Origin of the sequence: Rhizobium sp. 18065, assembly GCF_902706095.1 — a bacterium.
GTDB lineage: Bacteria > Pseudomonadota > Alphaproteobacteria > Rhizobiales > Rhizobiaceae > Allorhizobium.
The window spans coordinates 686,109-703,995 of sequence record NZ_CACSJP010000001.1 but is presented as its reverse complement, the minus strand read 5'-3'; the positions used below and the strand labels follow the sequence as shown (position 1 = coordinate 703,995).

Annotated in this window: 22 protein-coding genes; 6 read left to right on the top strand and 16 right to left on the bottom strand. The window is 59.6% G+C overall.

Features of this window, described 5'->3' with window-relative positions; all coding sequences use genetic code 11:
* Window positions 1-12: 12 nt before the first annotated feature.
* The 7 genes from flgG to flgF form a co-directional block, all read right to left on the bottom strand.
* Window positions 13-801 carry a flagellar basal-body rod protein FlgG gene (flgG, locus tag GVK95_RS03330; protein WP_007597103.1) on the bottom strand — a complete coding sequence of 263 codons (789 nt, stop codon included), beginning with the start codon at window positions 799-801 and terminating at the stop codon, window positions 13-15.
* An 18-nt stretch (window positions 802-819) separates the two neighbouring features.
* Window positions 820-1,173, bottom strand: coding sequence for a flagellar hook-basal body complex protein FliE (locus tag GVK95_RS03325; protein ID WP_159946522.1), 354 nt, complete (start codon window positions 1,171-1,173; stop codon window positions 820-822).
* On the bottom strand, window positions 1,170-1,592 hold the full coding sequence (gene flgC, locus GVK95_RS03320) for a flagellar basal body rod protein FlgC (RefSeq protein ID WP_159946520.1): 423 nt from the start codon (window positions 1,590-1,592) through the stop codon (window positions 1,170-1,172). Before flgC ends, GVK95_RS03325 begins: the two co-directional genes overlap by 4 nt.
* On the bottom strand, window positions 1,592-1,987 hold the full coding sequence (gene flgB / locus GVK95_RS03315; protein WP_159946518.1) for a flagellar basal body rod protein FlgB: 396 nt from the start codon (window positions 1,985-1,987) through the stop codon (window positions 1,592-1,594). Before flgB ends, flgC begins: the two co-directional genes overlap by 1 nt.
* A gap of 76 nt (window positions 1,988-2,063) precedes the next feature.
* On the bottom strand, window positions 2,064-2,633 hold the full coding sequence (locus tag GVK95_RS03310; protein WP_159946516.1) for a flagellar protein: 570 nt from the start codon (window positions 2,631-2,633) through the stop codon (window positions 2,064-2,066).
* Between the two features lie 2 nt (window positions 2,634-2,635).
* Entirely contained in the window at window positions 2,636-4,030 is a 1,395-nt protein-coding gene (fliI, locus tag GVK95_RS03305; protein ID WP_159946514.1) for a flagellar protein export ATPase FliI, read from the bottom strand.
* Window positions 4,031-4,048: 18 nt separating this feature from the next.
* Window positions 4,049-4,783 (bottom strand): flagellar basal-body rod protein FlgF, encoded by a 735-nt coding sequence (gene flgF, locus GVK95_RS03300; protein WP_159946512.1) that lies wholly within the window; start codon window positions 4,781-4,783, stop codon window positions 4,049-4,051.
* Window positions 4,784-5,186: 403 nt separating this feature from the next.
* Between flgF and motA the strand changes: the two genes are divergently transcribed.
* From motA to GVK95_RS03270, 6 genes are all read left to right on the top strand, one after another.
* Window positions 5,187-6,065 (top strand): flagellar motor stator protein MotA, encoded by an 879-nt coding sequence (gene motA / locus GVK95_RS03295; RefSeq protein ID WP_007604216.1) that lies wholly within the window; start codon window positions 5,187-5,189, stop codon window positions 6,063-6,065.
* A gap of 2 nt (window positions 6,066-6,067) precedes the next feature.
* Window positions 6,068-7,021, top strand: coding sequence for a FliM/FliN family flagellar motor switch protein (locus GVK95_RS03290; RefSeq protein ID WP_159946510.1), 954 nt, complete (start codon window positions 6,068-6,070; stop codon window positions 7,019-7,021).
* Window positions 7,022-7,085: 64 nt separating this feature from the next.
* Window positions 7,086-7,703: a flagellar motor switch protein FliN gene (gene fliN, locus GVK95_RS03285; protein ID WP_159946508.1), complete on the top strand. Its 618-nt coding sequence runs from the start codon at window positions 7,086-7,088 to the stop codon at window positions 7,701-7,703.
* Window positions 7,704-7,731: 28 nt separating this feature from the next.
* Window positions 7,732-8,769 carry a flagellar motor switch protein FliG gene (gene fliG, locus GVK95_RS03280; RefSeq protein WP_159946506.1) on the top strand — a complete coding sequence of 346 codons (1,038 nt, stop codon included), beginning with the start codon at window positions 7,732-7,734 and terminating at the stop codon, window positions 8,767-8,769.
* Window positions 8,770-8,944: 175 nt separating this feature from the next.
* Entirely contained in the window at window positions 8,945-10,027 is a 1,083-nt protein-coding gene (gene flhB, locus GVK95_RS03275; RefSeq protein ID WP_159946504.1) for a flagellar biosynthesis protein FlhB, read from the top strand.
* A gap of 5 nt (window positions 10,028-10,032) precedes the next feature.
* Entirely contained in the window at window positions 10,033-10,473 is a 441-nt protein-coding gene (locus GVK95_RS03270) for a hypothetical protein (protein ID WP_159946502.1), read from the top strand.
* A 17-nt stretch (window positions 10,474-10,490) separates the two neighbouring features.
* Here the strand turns inward: GVK95_RS03270 and GVK95_RS03265 are convergent, their stop codons facing one another.
* The 9 genes from GVK95_RS03265 to GVK95_RS03225 all read right to left on the bottom strand — a co-directional run bounded on the left by GVK95_RS03265 (window position 10,491) and on the right by GVK95_RS03225 (window position 17,886).
* A complete protein-coding gene (locus GVK95_RS03265; RefSeq protein ID WP_007604209.1) occupies window positions 10,491-11,240 on the bottom strand; it encodes a helix-turn-helix transcriptional regulator in 750 nt (249 codons plus the stop codon).
* A 9-nt stretch (window positions 11,241-11,249) separates the two neighbouring features.
* A complete protein-coding gene (locus GVK95_RS03260; RefSeq protein WP_159946500.1) occupies window positions 11,250-11,957 on the bottom strand; it encodes a helix-turn-helix transcriptional regulator in 708 nt (235 codons plus the stop codon).
* Window positions 11,958-12,274: 317 nt separating this feature from the next.
* Window positions 12,275-13,969, bottom strand: a complete 1,695-nt coding sequence (gene fliF / locus GVK95_RS03255; protein ID WP_200844191.1) for a flagellar basal-body MS-ring/collar protein FliF — start codon at window positions 13,967-13,969, stop codon at window positions 12,275-12,277.
* 156 nt (window positions 13,970-14,125) lie between these two features.
* A complete protein-coding gene (locus GVK95_RS03250) occupies window positions 14,126-14,515 on the bottom strand; it encodes a hypothetical protein (RefSeq protein WP_159946496.1) in 390 nt (129 codons plus the stop codon).
* A gap of 13 nt (window positions 14,516-14,528) precedes the next feature.
* Window positions 14,529-15,083, bottom strand: a complete 555-nt coding sequence (gene cheD, locus GVK95_RS03245; RefSeq protein ID WP_159946494.1) for a chemoreceptor glutamine deamidase CheD — start codon at window positions 15,081-15,083, stop codon at window positions 14,529-14,531.
* A 1-nt stretch (window position 15,084) separates the two neighbouring features.
* Window positions 15,085-15,474 carry a response regulator gene (locus tag GVK95_RS03240; protein WP_007604199.1) on the bottom strand — a complete coding sequence of 130 codons (390 nt, stop codon included), beginning with the start codon at window positions 15,472-15,474 and terminating at the stop codon, window positions 15,085-15,087.
* Complete coding sequence (gene cheB, locus GVK95_RS03235) at window positions 15,474-16,520, bottom strand: protein-glutamate O-methylesterase CheB (RefSeq protein ID WP_159946492.1); 1,047 nt, start codon at window positions 16,518-16,520, stop codon at window positions 15,474-15,476. Before cheB ends, GVK95_RS03240 begins: the two co-directional genes overlap by 1 nt.
* Window positions 16,520-17,422 carry a protein-glutamate O-methyltransferase CheR gene (gene cheR / locus GVK95_RS03230; RefSeq protein WP_159946490.1) on the bottom strand — a complete coding sequence of 301 codons (903 nt, stop codon included), beginning with the start codon at window positions 17,420-17,422 and terminating at the stop codon, window positions 16,520-16,522. The genes cheB and cheR overlap by 1 nt, the downstream gene beginning before the upstream one ends.
* Window positions 17,419-17,886, bottom strand: a complete 468-nt coding sequence (locus GVK95_RS03225; RefSeq protein WP_159946488.1) for a chemotaxis protein CheW — start codon at window positions 17,884-17,886, stop codon at window positions 17,419-17,421. The genes cheR and GVK95_RS03225 overlap by 4 nt, the downstream gene beginning before the upstream one ends.
* Window position 17,887 lies beyond the last annotated feature (1 nt).

Here is a 17,887-nt window from a genome sequence, read left to right as displayed (position 1 = left end):
CCTCCAGTTGCCTTACTTCAGGTTCTTGCTGACGATCTGAGCCATCTCGTCGGCGGTCTGAATGACCTTGGAATTCATCTCGTAGGCACGCTGCGCCGAGATCATGTCCGTGATTTCCTTGACGGAATCGACGTTGGAAGACTCAAGATAACCCTGCTTGATATAGCCGAAGCCCGGATCTTCCGGGACGCCGACAATCGCTTCGCCGGAGGCTGCCGTCTCGGCCACCAGGTTGTCGCCGAGCGGCTTCAGGCCGGCTTCGTTGACAAAGTTTGCGATCGTCAGCTGACCGAGGTCGGTATAGTCGGAATCGTTGCCGATGCGTGCCTGGACCTGACCTGTGCGGCTGATGACAACCTCGCTGGCATCCTGCGGGATGGTGATCTGCGGGGTGACGAGATAACCGTCGATGGTGACCAGCTGGCCTTCGGCATTCATGTTGAACGCGCCCGAGCGGCTGTAGAGGGTCGTGCCATCCGGCGATTCGACCTGGAACCAGCCACGGCCGACCAGAGACATATCCAGTTCGTTGCCGGTCTGGGTCAGTTCGCCCTGGGTATGAATGTTGCGGACGGCGGCTGTCTGCACGCCAAGGCCGATATTGGCACCTTCCGGCACGATCGCCTGGTTGGCGCGGTTCGGCACACCCTGGGCGCGTTCGGTCTGGTACAGCAGGTCGGTGAATTCAGCACGCGCGCGCTTGAAGCCGGTGGTGTTGATATTGGCGATGTTGTTGGCGATGACTTCCAGATTCGTCTGCTGGGCGTCCATACCTGTTGCTGCGATGGCAAGAGCTCTCATGTGTCCGTTCCCTGCTTACTAAATCTGCATCTTCGTGATTTCGAGATAGGCACTGACAATCTTGTCGCGGAAGGCGATCGCCGTCTGCAGCGATTGCTCGGCCGACATCACGGCGTCGACAACCTCGCGGGTGTTCGCCTTGCCGGTAATGCCATCAAAGGAGGTCTGCTCGGCCTGCTTCAGGTTGCCGACTGCTTCGGTGGCCATGCTGTTCAGGGTCGAGAGAAATGTCTCGCCCGTCGACATGCCGGGCGTCAGACCGGCGGTCGCAACACCCTGTGTCGACAGGTCGAATGTGGATAGTTCGGTGGTCAGCGAATCCAGACCCATCGACTTGGAAAATGCGCTTACGCCGGAAATGGAATCGATCATTGCGAAGCCTTCAGAAGTGAGATGGTCTGGGAAATCATGTCGCGGGTCTGCTTGATGGTCTGCAGATTGGCTTCATAGGTTCGGTTGGTCTCGCGCATGTCACCCATTTCGATGAGGACATTGACGTTCGGCATCTTGACGATGCCGCGTTCATCGGCAGCCGGATTGCCCGGATCGTATTCCTCGATGAAATCGGACTTGTCGAAGCCAAGCTTCTCGACCTCGATCACCTGCGCGCCAGACACCTTGTCGAGCTCGCTGCCGAAGGTGATGGTCTTGCGTCGGTAGGGGTCGGCGCCAGGAGTATCGCCGGTCGACCGGGCATTGGCGATGTTTTCCGAAACGATGCGCATGCGGGTGGACTGAGCTTCCAGACCACTGCCGGCAATCTTCAGGGCAGCACTTAAAGGATCGGTCATTAGCGTTTCACCGTCATCAACATCATGCGATGGAAGGAACTCATGAGCGAGGTGTTCAGCTCATGCTGACGCTTGATCTCGCCGGTTTTGGACAATTCTTCAGAGATCGCGACGGAGTTGCCCGATTCCTGGATACCGATCTCGTCGTTGAGTTCGGATTCCTCGATGTCGATATTGTCGGCGCTGATATCGTTCGACGCCATATGACCGGGCTGGGTCACGGCCATGTGCTGAACCATCGCCGTGTTGTCCAGCACTGCGCTGAACGGGGTGATGTCCTTAGCCAGGTATTTGGGCGTGCTGGCGTTGGCGATATTGCCTGCCACAACCTCCTGACGTACCGAAAGCCATTCGGCCTGTCGGGAAGCCAGCGCGAACAACTGGATGGGGTTCATGGGCGTTACTCCGTCTTTTTACCCCTCGGAGCCTAGGCCAGTAATCTTGCGTGGGACTTGCCCCACCCACACAAGTTTAGTTGTTCTGATATATATCGCCCTTGGAGGTCACGATGACCCATTTTCCGTCACGTTGCTCCAGCGTCGCAACGCGGCTGTTGTCGGGGAGAATGGACCCGACGCGCACCATGAACATGGTGCCGCCGTCCTCGATCAGCGCACGGCCGTTGGCGACATGCAGCAGGCGGAAACCGCTCTGGCCGGGAAATGGCTGTGCGGCAGGCACATCCAACCCCTGCGGACGCTCCTTGCCAAGCGTCGGCACGGTCGCCGTGACGATCTGATCGACAGCCGGGGGATTGCTGCCCTCGCCGGTATTTTCATCGTCATTGTCGATCAGAGCCAACGGCGACACACTGAACACATTGCGGCCCGGTCCTTCCGGCAGGTCACGCGTGCTTTGCCAGTCGGCAACGCGAACACCGAACTTCTCCTCGTTGAAGAAGACATACCACGGGAAGAAGGCGGCCGCGCAGGCCAGCGCCACGCCAGTCGCCGCGAGCATCCTGTCAACAGTCGAGACACGTCGGCGAATTGCCGCCGGCCTGATCGGTGCTACGGGTTCATCGGCGTCAAAATCGGTCATGGTCATCCCCTCTGCCTCGCTCCGCCCTGCCCGCCGCCGGCTGCCGCTTTCAGTGCACCGGCGAGGTCCGCATAGGCATCGTTGGAGGGCTTGTCGCCCGGCGACTGTTTCAGAATTTCATAGATCACCGGCACCTGCTTGATCGCCATGTCGAGATCGGGATCGCTGCCGTTCCGGTAGCCGCCGATCAGGCGCAGGTCGCGTGTTTCCTCGAAACGATGGATCAGCGCCTTCAGGCGCGAGACCAGCTTCTCCTGCTCGCCTGTCCAGGCCTTGCGCGCCAGACGAGAAATCGAGGTCAGCGGGTTGATCGGCGGATACCGGCCTTCGTCGGCAAGGCTACGCTCGAGCACGATATGACCGTCGAGAATACCACGCACCGAGTCGGCGATCGGATCATTGTGGTTGTCGCCGTCGACCAGGATCGAGATGATCGCGGTGATCGTTCCGGCACCTTCAGCACCTGGACCTGCACGCTCCAGAAGGCGCGGAAGTTCGGTGAAGACGGAGGCCGGGTAGCCTCGAGCGATCGGGGGTTCGCCGGCTGCGGTCGCGACTTCGCGGATCGCATGGGCAAAGCGGGTGATGCTGTCGGCGATGAACAGGACGTTTTCGCCCTTGTCGCGAAAATGCTCGGCAATTGTCATGGCTGTCAGTGGCGCCATTTTGCGCAGCATCGGGCTTTCATCGCTGGTCGCGACAACCGCGATCGACTTGGCCATGTTGTCGCCGAGCGTGTCCTCGATGAATTCGCGCACTTCGCGACCACGTTCGCCGACCAGGGCGATGACCACCTTGTCGAAGGCATCGGCACGCGCGAGCATCGAAAGAAGTGTGGATTTGCCGACACCAGAGCCGGCAAAAATGCCGAGACGCTGACCGAGGCAGAGTGGAGAAAAGATATCGATCGCCTTGACGCCGGTGCGGAAGCCCTGATCGACGCGCCTGCGCGTCATCGAGGGTGGCGCCGTGGTGGAGATCGGACGGCGTTCGTGGCCCGGCGACAGGCCTGGCCCATTGTCGATCGGATCGCCCAGGGCGTTGATGGTGCGCCCGCACCAGCTGTCATCGGGCGCGATGCGGAAGGCGCCCTTGCGGATGACGACGTCATGGATGCCGATCGGTTCACCCGGTTCGATCGGGCAGACATAGGCGATATCCGGCTCGACGCGAACGACTTCACCCAGATGCACGCCGGTTGCCGAGCGATGGGCGACGAATTCACCAAGCCGTACATGGCGCGACAGGCCGGTCACCGTGTAGTGGCCCGCCGCAATCGTCCTGACATGGCCTCCATGCGTCACCGAATATTCAGGCTTGGCATAACGGGTGGCCAGCGCCGCCAGCTGGCTGAGCTTGGGTGAAAAGACGAAGGTTTCGTTCTCAGGCTGGGCCATGACATTCCAATCTCAGGATCAGGCGCTGCCGCCGAGAATCTTGATCGCTTCGCTCATCGAGCTCTCGCTGCCGCTGATCAGCGCGCTGACGCTTTCAAAGGCGCGGTTGACCTGAATAAGCTGGGTCATCTCGCCAATGCCATTGACGTTGGAATTCTCGACATAGCCCTGCATGATAGAGACCTCCGGATTGTCGACAACGGCCTGGGGCGCATCCACGGTGGTCACGCCGCTGTTTTCATACCGCAGGAAGCCGTTGCGCACGTCGGCGGTAAACACGCCGAGCTTCGCCACCTGGCGTCCGTCCTGCATGATCGCGCCATCCGCGCCCACTTCAGGCGGTCCACCGGCCCGGTTAAGCTGGATCGGCGCACCGCCGGCATCCAGTACCGAGAAACCCTTGGTTGAAACCAGTTCGCCGGTGTCCTTCATGGTGAAACGGCCATCGCGCGTCAGCACCTGGCCGATCGGCGTATCGATGGCAAACCAGGCGTCCCCCTTGATGGCAAAGTCGAGCACATTGCCGGTCTGCGACAGTTCGCCGGTCTTGGTCGACAGATAGTCGTTGCCCTGGGACACGAAGGCGATCTTGGCGTTCAGGTCATTGCCGGTCTTGCTCAGCACCTCGTCGAACTTCACCTCGGTCGAGCGAAAGCCGACCGTGTTCACATTGGCCATGTTGTCGGCGATGGTGGTCAGACGACGCTCAAGCGCGATCTGCGAGGATAGCGAGACGTAGATTCCGGATTGCATGTCATTTGCCTCCGAGCATCAGAGATAAAAGAACGCCATGGGCTCAACCTGACACGGGTCGAACCGGACACGAAAAGGGGCAGACATACTCCGGGCGCCGCCAAAAATCTCGTTCAGTGCCAGGGTCTTGCCCGCTCGATAAGGCGCATTGCGCTCAGGTCGATTGGAAGGCTGGCTGATCATACGAAAACGACAATCTCGACTGCGCGGACCACGGGATGCTTGCGTCCGTCAGCGCTCTTCTTGCGGCAAATGGCTTGCGCGAAGCTGTCTGGTGAGCGGCCTCAGCAAAAATGGTCGCAGAAGGCGTGCCATGCCGGTTTTGATTCAGCTTCACGCAAGGCACGGGCCGTATCGCTGAACCTGAAAAATAACGTTCAGGTGCGGGCAAGGTGCGGGCAAAATGAATATCATCATCGGATTTGTAATTACGATTGGCTGCGTGCTCGGCGGATTCATGGCCATGGGCGGTCACCTGGACGTTCTGGTGCAGCCCTTCGAGCTGATGATCATCGGCGGCGCCGGCGTCGGCGGCTTCATCATGGCCAATCCGATGAAAGTGGTGAAGGATTCCGGCAAGGCGATCGGCGAAGCGTTCAAGCATGCCGTGCCGAAGGAACGCGCCTATCTCGACGTTCTCGGCGTGCTCTACTCGTTGATGCGCGACCTGCGCACCAAGTCGCGCAACGAGATCGAAGCCCATATCGACAACCCGGAGGAATCCAGCATCTTCACGGCGGCGCCCAACCTGCTGAAGAACAAGGAACTGACCTCCTTCATCTGCGACTATGTCCGCCTGATCATCATCGGCAACGCCCGTAGCCATGAGATCGAGGCGTTGATGGACGAAGAAATCAACACCATCCTCTATGACAAGATGAAGCCCTATCACGCCATCACCGCGATGGGCGACAGCTTCCCGGCCATCGGTATCGTTGCCGCCGTTCTCGGGGTTATCAAGGCGATGAGCAAGATCAACGAATCGCCGGAAGTTCTCGGCGGCCTGATCGGCGCCGCCCTGGTCGGCACCATGCTCGGCATCTTCCTGTCCTATTGCCTTTGCAACCCGATCATCTCGCAGATCAAGATGGTCCGCACCAAGCAGCACCGCCTGTATATCATCGTCAAGCAGACCCTGCTTGCCTACATGAACGGCTCGGTTCCGCAGGTGGCACTCGAATATGGCCGCAAGACCATCTCGTCCTACGAGCGTCCGTCTATCGACGCGGTCGAGCAGGAAATGATGAATCCCGGCGGCGGCGGTGAAAGCAAGGCGGCTTGATCATGAGCAAAGCAAACACAGAGAATACGTCCTTGCCACCTATGGACCGAGCGCTTCTGGCGCGTCTGACCGGCGGGCTCGGCGATGCGAAGTCGCTACAGCGACTCTGTGCCGACTTCGGCCATCTGTATATCGAGTTCCTGCCCGACGTATTCCACAGTGAGACCGGGCTTAACATCGACGTTCACTTCAACGGTCTCGAAAGCGGCCTGATGAACGACCTGATTGCCGATCTGGGTGACAATGTCGCGCTGGTCGACACCCAGCTGCGCAACTGGTCGCCGAATTTCATCATGGCCTGCGGCAACAGCTTTATCATCACACTGATGGAAAATCTGCTCGGTGCAATTCCCGAAACGATCCAGGAGCCGATTGAGAGGCCACTGTCGCAGATCGAGCTCGATCTCTCGACCATGGTGTTCGACAAGATCGGCAACGTGCTGCGCTCGGGCGTCAATGCCCCGGGCGGCTTCGAACCCTTGATCGAAAAGGCGCACAATGCCGAGGACCGGCCGAAGCCGGAAGACGACCATGTCGACGAATATGCCGTGACGATCAAGATGGGCGTCACGCTCGGCACCGTCTCTTCGGAATTCTACCTGGTGGTTCCGCAGAAGGCACTGCTGAAAACGGTCGTCACCGTGCCGAAGTCGAAGAACCAGTCTTCGCGGACGCGCAAGGAATGGCAGGACCAGATCGCAGAGCAGGTTCGCCGCTCGCAGGTGACGCTGGAAGCCAAGATCCGCCTGGAAACACTGACACTCAACACCATTTCGCGGCTTGTCGCCGGCGATGTCATTCCGTTCCAGGACAAGGGCGATGTCATGGTCGACGTCAGTGCCAATGGCAAAGAGATGTATCGCTGCGAATTCGGTCGTGCTGGCGACCGCTACACCGTGCGCGTCAAAGACAATGTGAGCAGCGAAGATGAAATTCTAAGACATTTGATGAGCTAAGCATTTTCGGCCGTGACACGACCCACGGCAGCTTGAGGCAAGTTTCAACAGGAATAATGAATCCATGGCTACGAAAAAGACCCCCAAGACGGAAGAAGACGCTCTGGCGATGCCGGGTTCCGATGCGGATTTCGACATGGCAGTCGATGACCTGCGCGGCGTCCTGAAAGCAGATGCCGAAGGCACCCTCCCGGACATCGGCTCCGACTTCGGCGTGGACCTCAGCGATTTCGGCGGTTCCAGCGACCCATTGGCAGCTTTCGAATCCGATTTCGGCGGATCGTCCGCGACCAGCGACCTGGGGACCGGCGATGCTTTCGGTACCGATGATGCGTTCGGCGGATCGAGCTTTGGTGGCGACAGCTTCGGTGGCGATTCGTCTTTCGACAGCGCTCCGAGCAGCGTCCAGGAACCGGGCAGCGGCCTGAGCGCCAATATCGACCTGATCATGGACATCCCGATCGAGGTCCAGATCGTGCTCGGCTCCAGCCGCATGCAGGTTTCGGGGCTTATGAATCTCGAGGAAGGCGCCATTATCGCGCTGGACAAGAAGATCGGCGAGCCCGTCGAGATCATGGTGAACGGCCGGCGCATTGCGCGCGGCGAGATCACCGTTCTCGAAAATGACGACACCCGCTTCGGTGTAAAACTGATCGAAGTGATGGCGACCAAGACATCCTGACCCATGATGGGCCAGAGAGGACAAGACCATGATGGACTTTGACGATTTTGGCGGCCCCTTAACCGGCAAACCGCTTTCCCAGGCCGATAAGGCAGCCGCCGTGCTGCTGGCCATGGGCAAGGGCGTTGCCGGCAAGCTGCTCAAGTATTTTACCCAGGCGGAATTGCAGACAATCATCGCATCGGCTCAGACCCTGCGCACCATCCCACCGGATGAACTGCTGGGGCTGGTCAACGAATTCGAGGACCTGTTCACCGAAGGTGCGGGCCTGATGGACAATGCCAAGGCCATCGAGAGCATTCTCGAGGAAGGCCTGACGCCGGAAGAAGTCGACGGTCTTCTCGGCCGCCGCACCGCCTTCCAGGCCTTCGAGGCGTCGATCTGGGATCGCCTGCAGGATGCCGAGCCCGATTTCATCGCCAAGTTCCTGATGCGCGAACATCCGCAGACGGTCGCCTATATCCTGTCGATGCTGCCCTCCTCGTTCGGCGCCAAGGTGCTCCTCAAGCTGCCGGACAGCCGTCGCGCGGATATCATGAACCGTACCGTCAACCTGAAGAATGTCAGCCCGAAGGCGGCGCAGATCATCGAGAACCGGGTCCACGACCTGATCGCCGAGATCGACGCAGACCGCAATTCGACGGGTTCGGCGAAGGTTGCCGAACTGATGAACGAACTGGAAAAGAACGAAGTCGATACCTTGCTCACCTCGCTGGAATCGATCAGCAAGGAATCGGTCAACAAGGTTCGCCCGAAGATCTTCCTGTTCGAGGATCTGCTCGCCATGCCGCAGCGCAGCCGCGTTCTGCTGCTCAACGACATCTCCGCCGACATCCTCACGATGGCGCTTCGCGGCGCCAGCACCGAGATCAAGGAATGCGTCCTGGCATCGATCAGCCCACGTTCGCGCCGCATGATCGAATCGGACCTGCAGTCCGGCACCACGGGGATCAATCCCCGCGAGATCGCCATCGCCCGCCGCGCCGTGGCGCAGGAAGCGATTCGCCTCGCCAATGCCGGGCAGATCCAGCTCAAGGAGACAGAAGGCGAGAATCAGGCGGCCTAAACCTGCGCCTCTGTTGAAAACCCGACAAATCGCCGCCCGCCGATTGAACAGCAATCGGCGGGCGGTTACGTTTCAGCCGGGCGCGATGATCGTGGCCGGCCGGCGCGCCTCGACGGCGCCGACTTCATCATACGGGCAGTGGATGCCTCTACCGGTCTGAAGGGCGGCGACGGTCATGTCTGACGATGAAGATAAAGACAGCAAAACCGAAGATCCTACCGAGAAAAAGGTGCGCGATGCGTACGAGAAGGGAAATGTCCCGATCTCGCGTGAACTCGCGCTTTTTGCATCCACACTGGGCTTCTATTTCTACCTTGTCTTCTTCCTACCAAGCGGGATCGGCCGGCTAGGCGAAACGCTGAAAGACCTGTTCGAGCGACCCGACCAGTGGAGGCTGGGAACGGCAACCGATGTCGTCTCGCTGTTCACACATCTCGGCTGGGAAATCGGTGCGCTGCTGGCGCCGGCCTTCATCCTGTTCATGGTGCTGGGCGCCGGCTCAAGCATCGTCCAGCATCTGCCGACCTTCGTGCTCGACCGAATCACCCCCCAGGCAAACCGCATCTCACTCGCCAAGGGCTGGAGCCGCATCTTCAGCGGCCCGGGCATGGTCGAGTTCGGCAAATCCCTGTTCAAGATCGTCATTGTCTCGGTGATCATGGTCTTTGCGCTGCGCAACGACTACTACGCGGTGATCGATTCGATGTTCTCCGATCCGCAGACGATCTTCGTCAAATTCGCCATTATCATCAAAAAAATGCTGATCATCATCCTGCTGGCCACGGCGCTGCTGGCGGCTGTCGACGTGTTCTGGACGCGGTACCACTGGTACGAACAGCTGCGCATGAGCAAGCAGGAAATCAAGGACGAACACAAGCAGTCCCAGGGCGACCCGGTGGTCAAGGCGCGGCAGCGCTCGATCGCTCGTGACCGTGCGCGCAGGCGCATGATTGCCAACGTGCCGCGCGCCACGCTGGTGATCACCAACCCGACCCACTTTGCCGTGGCGCTGCGCTATGTGCGTGAAGAGAACGAGGCGCCTGTCGTGGTTGCCAAGGGCCAGGACCTCGTTGCGCTGAAGATCCGAGAAATCGCCGGCGAGCACAATATTCCCATATTTGAAGATCCGCCCCTCGCCCGCTCCATGTTTGCGCAAGTCTCAGTGGATAGCGTGATCCCGTCGTTATTTTATAAGGCCGTCGCCGAACTCGTACACCGAGTCTACGCGTCGAAGGCCCCCAAGAGACGGATACGCTAGCCACTATGAAAAAGTGCTCTTACACCACCCAGCGTGAACGTATTGTGGCAGAAGCCATCAGCCCCGTCGCAAGCGAGATGCGCCTGCTCGATGCGGCCGATCTCATTTCACTTTTACGCTTTGAACTTTACGGGAATATTGCAGATCTCGTTTCTTCGGCCGCCGAACTCTATTTTCATCCAGGCACCGTCAATTTCGGCTCGGGCGGAGAGTATCGGCTCGAATGGGGCGGTCCGCCGGAGATCGTGCTCGACCTCGAGATCAAGCCGCGCGACATCACGATCTACGCGCAGCTGACCCTGACCAACGAGACAGCAGGCCTGGAGATCAACCATATCGCGTTTCATGAGACGGCCGGCGACCCGAATGCGAATACACGCATGCTTGAGCAACGGCTGCGCGAAGCCCGATTCGTCAAGGCACAGGCCATGCCCTTATACGGCTGAATTCCTTGGGAAAACGGTTAGGTGATGTAGCCAAGGCGGATCGCCTTGGCGATCGCCTGGATGCGGTTGACCGAATCCAGCTTGATCGTTGCCGAACCGAGATAGGCGTTGACGGTATGGACCGAAAGGCCCAGCCTCTCGGCGATTTCTTCGCTGATACGGCCATCGCCGGCCAGCTGCAGGCAGGCGATCTCACGCTCGCTCAGGGTCTCCGATGTCATCGCCTTGCGCTCATCGAGCGACAGGATATCGGTCATCACCTGATAACAGCGGCTATGCACGGACAGCACCAGTTCGCCCGGCAGATCCGCGCCGCCGGCCGTCGGAAAGACGATGTAGCCATTTCCCACGGCGCCCAGACGCACCGGAAACGCAATGCCGGAATACGGCAGCAGGCGGGCATCGACCTGGGTGGTGAACGGCGTGAAATCCGAAGCCTCGATGAAACTGGATTCGTCGTCGGCGCACCACATGAGCGGCAGTGTCGAGGCCTCGATATGGCCGAGCAGCGTGTCGCCATAGGCAGCGACAAAGGCGTCGCGGCCGCTGCTGAGGCCTGAGCTCCAGTTCTCGTATTCCGCATCCAGACGACGCTTGTGCGGCAGGCTGGCGCCGGCGACGCGGAACGCCGCAAAGCCGCGGGCATTCAGCGAGCGCTGGAGCGAGACAAGCTTCGGGAAGATATCGGTGCGGGACGTGACAGGGCGCTGGCTGGACCAGGTCGCATCTTCAAGAGTAGAACCGCCAGGTCTGTTTTGATGCCCCATTCCGCCCCCTCAGACGAGATTGTTTCTGACCGCATAGGCGATCGCTTCAGAACGCGTCTTTGTTGCCGTCTTGCGCATGACGCTGGTGATGTAATTGTTGATCGTGTTGCGCGAGATCCCCAGAATCGTGGCGATTTCATCGCTGGTCTTGCCCTCTGCAATCCAGAAGAGGCATTCCAGCTCACGTTCGGTCAGCTCGAAATCACGGTCGCTCTTCTGACCCTTGCTGACCGACAGGCCGACAACGTAGCCTATCAGCAGACCCACTTCGCGCAGCCGGTCGGCGGCGAGAACGTGGTCCTGCGGGAACAGCAGCATCAGGGCCAGGCGCGTGCGCCCGACATTCAGGGTGATCGAGCAATACTGGCGGCTGATCCCGTCCAGCACATGCACATCATCCGGCAGGAGATTGTATTTCGGCTGCAGCACCGACATGCATTTCTCAAGTTCGGTCGACTGCGAATAGGTTGTGGCCAGTTCGCTATCCAGACGACGGACCAGATCGAATGGCCAGTCAGACGCCACGACGAAATCAAGGCCGTCTTCCTGCACCAGATCGTAGCGCGCCAGAAGATAGTGCGTCGCGCCCAGATATTCGGTCAGCATGCGCAAGCAATGGGCGAGATCACCGGACTGCCCCGGCGCCGCCAATTTATGGATCAGGATCTCCCTGGAAGACGAGCCCTGCGGAGGCTCAGCACGTGCGGGTGAGCGCACTCTGCTTCCTGATCCCTCCGTTGTCAGCTCGGCATCCATATAGTGTTGCCCCTTCGAGGACGTGACATCCCAACGAGAAGATACACAGGCGCATTTCACCGGCTGAACCCGACTCAACGCTTGCCCTCATCTCACGGGCCTAACGAATCATGTTCATTTTAAAATATAAATAGTCAAAGATCACAACCAGTCACGGTACATCCCCAATTAAAGAGAGGAGCCCATTGGAGACATGGTGCTGTAATACTGCCACGCCGCGACCATAACGCAAAAACCGCGCCGGTGGGCGCGGTTTGCGTTTTGTTAGCCGATTTTCCTCAAGCCGCGTTTTCCACAGCCCATTTGCGGAGGATCTTGGCAGCGCGCTCCTCGGAAAGCTCCACCATGCGCGACAGACGCCGCTCGGGACCTTCCTTGACGCGGCGGTTGAAGCCACCACCTGCGTCGTCGTCGAGGGTGAGCAGGTCGTCGGTGCTGTCGAAGCCGAAGTCGGAGCCGAAGCCGTCCATGAGCGAGCTTCCTGCACCGCCGCCAAGCGCCGGCGAGAAGTCGGGTAGTTCGAGCCCTGCGGCCTGCTCGCCCATATCGCCGGTCAAAGCTGCAGCACCACCACCAACGCCTGCGCTGCGGACCATCGGACGGATCCCCATCCAGACAATCAGGAAGGCGACGGCGACGAAAGCAAGCGAGTTGATGATCCCGCCGACATTGCGGCTGAGGATTTCCATGATGCCCGGGCCGCTTGCGGATTCTTCGAGCAGCTGGTTCTCGAGGAAATCCATCGCCGTCAGCGTGACGACGTCGCCGCGCGCTGCATCAAGGCCGGAGGCCGAAGAAACGATCTTCTGCATCTCTGCGAGATAGGCATCGATCTTGGCCTGGTCGACCGGTTCTCCGACCATCTTGGCAATACGGCCCTTGTTGACCACGACCGCCACGGAGATTTTTTCGAGCGTGTAGCTGTTGCGAACAGTCGCTACGGTCTTGCTGTTGATTTCGTAGTTGGTCTGCTCTTCCTTCTTGTCCTGCTCGTCAGAGGATTCAGGACCCGCGCCGCCACTTTCCGGGGCTGCCTGGGGAATGTTCTGCTCGACAGTTGCCGCCGTATCCGACTGGCGCTGCAGGGACTTCTGCGCTTCCTTGGTGACACGGACAGAACGCTCAACCCGCGATTCCGGATCGTAGATGGTCTCCTGGATCTGCTGGCTGTCGGTGTTCAGCTGGGCCGTGACGCTGGAACGGAAGTTGTCCATGCCGAGGAACGGCGCAAGCGCCTTGTCGATGTTCGATTCGATTTCCTGCTGTACCGACTGCACAACGCCGAGTGAGCGCGTTGCGGCGCCGCCTGTTTCGTCGCCGGATGCCAGGAGCTGGCCGGTCGAATCCAGAATCGTGACGTCCTCGACGTCGAGGCCCGGCACCGAGGATGCGACAAGATGGCGGATGGAGGCGGCGGACTTGCGGCCCGCGTCGGAGGCCGCTCTGATCATTACGGATGCTGTCGGCTTCTGTTCACCGCGGCGGAAATTGCCGACGTCGGGCATGACGATATGCACACGGGCGGCTGCGATGCCGCTGATCTGCTGGATGGTGCGTGCGACTTCACCCTCCAGAGCGCGGACACGTGTCACTTCCTGCATGAAGGAGGTCAGGCCCAGCGAACCGACATTGTCGAAAAGCTCATAGCCGGCATTAGCGCTGTTGGGCAGGCCGCGCTCGGCGAGCAGAAGACGGGCCTTGCTGGTCATGCCGACGGGAACACGAATGCTCGCACCGTCAGTCCCGACTTCAAAATTCAGACCTGATTCGGCAAGCGCAATGCTGACCTGGTTCAAATCGACCGGTTCCAGACCCACATAAAGTGTCTCGAGGGCCGGTTTGTTGACGTAAAGAGCACCGGCAATGATGATTGCGAATGAAACAAGGGCTACACCGCCCATGGCCAAAAGCTTCGTCTGGCCTAACGACCCGAAGTTCTTCAGCACCTGAAGTAATTGATTTAACAGATTCATTCTGTCTCGCACCATCATAAAGAAAGGTTTGAGGGCTTTTGCCCTTGGCGAGACCATAGAAAGCGAAACTTGTGCGAGAGTTTCGCGAGGCTGAAATGCCGAATTCATTTCGGCTTAGCCAGTGGAAAGAAGGATGCCTGACAAACAGGCGGCACGCTAGAAGAAGTCGAAGTCGCCAGCCGCCTTGCTGAGCGGTTGGGAATGGCCATGGCGTAAACCGGCGCCCAGGGTCTTCTGCATTTCGGCAAGCTTGACGAGGCTGAGGGCCGTCGTCATGTCGATCATCCAGGCCGACGGAATCGATCCGGTAATTGTATCGATGAACTCGGCAAGCCCGCGGGTCTTCTGTACGGCGAGGTCGATGCCCTGCAGGACCTTGATGCTGTCGGAGGATTCCAGCACTTTTGAACCGCCCAGTTCCAAAAGCTGTGGCTCGACCCGCTCGATCAGATAGGCAACGTCATGCAGTTCGCTGACGATGCGCATCAGGATCTCCGGCAACGCTTCCTCGGGGCCTGCGACGTCGGCTTTGTTTTCGTTTTGCATCCGATTTCCAGTACTAGAAAAACTCGATTGAACTTTCCACCGGCTTCGACACAGGAGCCGGACGCCTTTCAAGCGCGACCGTCTTCTGGGTTTCCGCGCCTGTGAGCGGATACTGTCTGGCGCGGCCGCCGACCGGCCAGAATTCAAGCTTGCGGCCGTGGTCCCCGCCCGTGGAGGAGCCGACCACCCTGATCCCTTCGTCGCGCAGGAACTGGGTGGCAAACGCTGCATTCTGTTCGCCGACATTGGAGAACGTCGCAATCGTCTTCGCGCCGCCAAAGATCTTGGCTTCCAATCGATCCCTGCGTGCCCCCTTTTTCAGGAGGCCGTTGATCAGAAGCTCCATCAAATGGACCCCGTAACGGGTAGCGTCGCCACCACCGGCACCAGGGACAGCCGAGCCAGGAAGCAGGAAGTGGTTCATACCTCCCACTCCCGCATCCGGATCCCGAATACAGGCAGCCACGCACGAGCCAAGGATCGTCGACAGGACCACATTCGGGTCGTCGCTCACCTTCCACTCGCCCTGAATGATATGGACGCGTTTAGCTGCCCTGTCCTCGATCATTTTATTTCAATGCTCCGAATACGGCCTCGATCGCGGCCTTCATCTTTTCGATGGTGAAAGGCTTGGCGAGCACGTTGTTGGCACCCAGCTGGGCGGCCTTCTGTACCAGCGCACGGTCGCCCTGTGCGGTGAGGATGATGAAGGCTGCCTTCTTGGTGTTCGGGTTGGTGCGAACAGCCTGAAGGAGGCCAAGGCCATCCATGTTCGGCATGTTGAAGTCAGAGATGACCAGATGATGGGGCTGCTGCTCCATGACCTTCATTCCCTGAACTCCGTCGCCGGCTGCCGTGATCTGCTTGAAGCCAAGCTGGGTCAGGGCGTCCGACAGGAGGAGGCGGCTGGTGACCTGATCGTCGACGATCAGAACTTTGATTTTTTCGGCTATGGACATTATTCGATACCTTCTTTTCGGGCGGCAGTTAGTTTGAGGATCTCCTCCCCAATGGAACCAAGCGGCAGCTGATGTTCGACGGCGCCCAGTTCATGGGCGACGCGCGGCATGCCATAGACCACGCAGGTCTTTTCGTTTTGACCGATGGTGCGGGCACCGGCGTGACGCATCTTCAACAGGCCGGAGGCGCCATCGCGCCCCATGCCTGTCAGGATCACGCCAACGGCGCTGCGACCCGCCAGTTCGGCAACCGAATCAAACAGCACATCGACCGAGGGGCGATGGCCGTTGACCGGGGCACGCTCGACCAGGCGGCAGCAGGGTGCCGACGCATTCGACACCTGCAAATGACGTTCGCCGCCGGGGGCAAGATAGATCTTGCCGATTTCAAGCCTTGCACCATCGGTTGCCTCTTCGACGACCGGGGCACAAAGCCTGTTCAGGCGCTCGGCAAAGCTCTTGGTGAAGGTCGGCGGCATATGCTGCGTGATGACCGTCGGCGGGCAATTGCGCGGGAACTTCTGCAGAACTGCGATCAGTGCCTCGACCCCACCGGTCGAAGACCCGATGGCGACGATCTTGCGACCAACGCGGAAATCGGCGACCGGGGCCGCCGTTTGCGACTGCAGCTGCGGAGCCGGTGCATGACGGTGCTGCGAGCGGGCCGCAGCCTTGACCTTTTCCGCCAGTTCACCGAACGGGCGGGCATCACCGGGCACTGGCTTTGCGACGCAATCGAAGGCTCCGATCTCGAGCGCCGCCAGCGTCGCTTCCGCGCCGCGATGGGTCATGGTCGAGACCATGATGACCGGCATCGGGCGCAGTTTCATGATCTTTTCGAGGAATTCGAGGCCGTTCATGTTCGGCATCTCGATGTCGAGCGTCACGACGTCCGGGTTCAGCTGCTTGATGGCGGCGCGGGCCTCCATGGCATCGCCGGCCTGGCCGACAACGCTGACATCCGGATCCTGGCTGAGCACAGCCGTGATCAGGCCGCGCATGGTCGGGCTGTCGTCGACAACGAGAACGCGTGCTGGATTGCCCATTATTTGCGCCCTCCCTGCTTGCCGAGATAGCGATAGGTGGTGATGCCGATATTGTCGAAATCGTTCTTCGGATCGCCGGAGACACGCTCCGAATGGCCGATATAGAGGTGGCCACCGACCGGCAGCAGCCCGGCGAAACGGCCCCAGATCTTCACCTGGGTCGGCTCGTCGAAATAGATCACGACGTTGCGGCAGAAAATGACGTCGAAATTGCCCTTGAACGGCCACTGCGACATCAGGTTCAGCTCGTTGAAGGTGATGATGCGCTTGAGACGGTCATCGACCTGGAACTTGCGGCGGCCGTTGATTTCGGTCTCCTTGAACCATTGCTTGCGCATGGCGGGAGAAACGGTTTCAAGCGCCTGCTCGTCATAGGCACCCTGGCGGGCAATGGCGAGGATCTTGGGATCGATGTCGCTCGCCAGGATCTTGAAGTCGTAGTCGGCAGCATTCGGAAATGCCTGGAGCACCGTCAGCGCGATCGAATAGGGCTCCTGACCGTCAGAACTCGCGGCCGACCAGATACGAACGCGGCCGCCGGCCTTCGCCCGGGCGATCAGTCCGGGGAGAACCTCGTCACGGAGATGTTCAAAGTGATGGTTCTCGCGGAAAAACCGGGTGAAGTTGGTGGTCAGGTGCGAGAGCATTTCGCGCCGTTCCCCTGCCCCTTCCTGAGAGGCAACAAGCTGACAATAGGCGCGGAAACCCGACAGGCCGAGATTGCGGATATGTTTGGACAGCCGGGAATAGACCAGAGATGCCTTGGAATCATTGAGGGCGATGCCTGCGTCCGAATAGATCATCGCTGCGATCTCATTGAGGTCGCGACGGGTCAGCGGGTATTCGCCGCTGGCCAGGACCTCGTCTTCAGATTGCCTGGATGAACTCATTGCAAATGTCATGCAGCCTCGCTTTCGGCGTCGGAAAAAAGAGCACCAAGCTCGATCAAGCAGATCATCCGCTTGTCGATCGCGAGAATGCCGCGGGCATATTGGCGTTCGAGGTCGGAGGAGATCTCCGGCGTCGGTTGTATGTTGTCCTCAGTCACAGTCAGTATGTCGGAGACTGCCTCAACCAGCAGACCGATGACCTTCGAGCGAACCTGCACCACGATGATGACATGGCGCGCGCTTGGCTCGACCGGCTTCATGCCGAGGCGTCCGGACAGGTCCATGATCGGCAATACGACGCCGCGCAGATTGATCACCCCCAGAACGTAGCCGGGCGAATGTGGCAGCGGAGTCGCGGGGGTCCACCCGCGAATCTCGCGCACCGACATGACGTTCACGCAAAACTCCTGCTCTCCGATACGGAAGGCGATGAGTTCGCGATTTCCTTCTGCAAGGCTTCTGACCGCATACGACATG

What these genes read in the sequence shown, in the direction of transcription:
- flgG (WP_007597103.1), bottom strand. Translation starts at nt 801, where the DNA reads ATGAGAGCTCTTGCCATCGCAGCAACAGGTATGGACGCCCAGCAGACG.
- GVK95_RS03325 (WP_159946522.1), bottom strand. Translation starts at nt 1,173, where the DNA reads ATGATCGATTCCATTTCCGGCGTAAGCGCATTTTCCAAGTCGATGGGT.
- flgC (WP_159946520.1), bottom strand. Translation starts at nt 1,592, where the DNA reads ATGACCGATCCTTTAAGTGCTGCCCTGAAGATTGCCGGCAGTGGTCTG.
- flgB (WP_159946518.1), bottom strand. Translation starts at nt 1,987, where the DNA reads ATGAACCCCATCCAGTTGTTCGCGCTGGCTTCCCGACAGGCCGAATGG.
- GVK95_RS03310 (WP_159946516.1), bottom strand. Translation starts at nt 2,633, where the DNA reads ATGACCGATTTTGACGCCGATGAACCCGTAGCACCGATCAGGCCGGCG.
- fliI (WP_159946514.1), bottom strand. Translation starts at nt 4,030, where the DNA reads ATGGCCCAGCCTGAGAACGAAACCTTCGTCTTTTCACCCAAGCTCAGC.
- flgF (WP_159946512.1), bottom strand. Translation starts at nt 4,783, where the DNA reads ATGCAATCCGGAATCTACGTCTCGCTATCCTCGCAGATCGCGCTTGAG.
- motA (WP_007604216.1), top strand. Translation starts at nt 5,187, where the DNA reads ATGAATATCATCATCGGATTTGTAATTACGATTGGCTGCGTGCTCGGC.
- GVK95_RS03290 (WP_159946510.1), top strand. Translation starts at nt 6,068, where the DNA reads ATGAGCAAAGCAAACACAGAGAATACGTCCTTGCCACCTATGGACCGA.
- fliN (WP_159946508.1), top strand. Translation starts at nt 7,086, where the DNA reads ATGGCTACGAAAAAGACCCCCAAGACGGAAGAAGACGCTCTGGCGATG.
- fliG (WP_159946506.1), top strand. Translation starts at nt 7,732, where the DNA reads ATGATGGACTTTGACGATTTTGGCGGCCCCTTAACCGGCAAACCGCTT.
- flhB (WP_159946504.1), top strand. Translation starts at nt 8,945, where the DNA reads ATGTCTGACGATGAAGATAAAGACAGCAAAACCGAAGATCCTACCGAG.
- GVK95_RS03270 (WP_159946502.1), top strand. Translation starts at nt 10,033, where the DNA reads ATGAAAAAGTGCTCTTACACCACCCAGCGTGAACGTATTGTGGCAGAA.
- GVK95_RS03265 (WP_007604209.1), bottom strand. Translation starts at nt 11,240, where the DNA reads ATGGGGCATCAAAACAGACCTGGCGGTTCTACTCTTGAAGATGCGACC.
- fliF (WP_200844191.1), bottom strand. Translation starts at nt 13,969, where the DNA reads ATGAATCTGTTAAATCAATTACTTCAGGTGCTGAAGAACTTCGGGTCG.
- GVK95_RS03250 (WP_159946496.1), bottom strand. Translation starts at nt 14,515, where the DNA reads ATGCAAAACGAAAACAAAGCCGACGTCGCAGGCCCCGAGGAAGCGTTG.
- cheD (WP_159946494.1), bottom strand. Translation starts at nt 15,083, where the DNA reads ATGATCGAGGACAGGGCAGCTAAACGCGTCCATATCATTCAGGGCGAG.
- GVK95_RS03240 (WP_007604199.1), bottom strand. Translation starts at nt 15,474, where the DNA reads ATGTCCATAGCCGAAAAAATCAAAGTTCTGATCGTCGACGATCAGGTC.
- cheB (WP_159946492.1), bottom strand. Translation starts at nt 16,520, where the DNA reads ATGGGCAATCCAGCACGCGTTCTCGTTGTCGACGACAGCCCGACCATG.
- cheR (WP_159946490.1), bottom strand. Translation starts at nt 17,422, where the DNA reads ATGACATTTGCAATGAGTTCATCCAGGCAATCTGAAGACGAGGTCCTG.
- GVK95_RS03225 (WP_159946488.1), bottom strand. Translation starts at nt 17,886, where the DNA reads ATGTCGTATGCGGTCAGAAGCCTTGCAGAAGGAAATCGCGAACTCATC.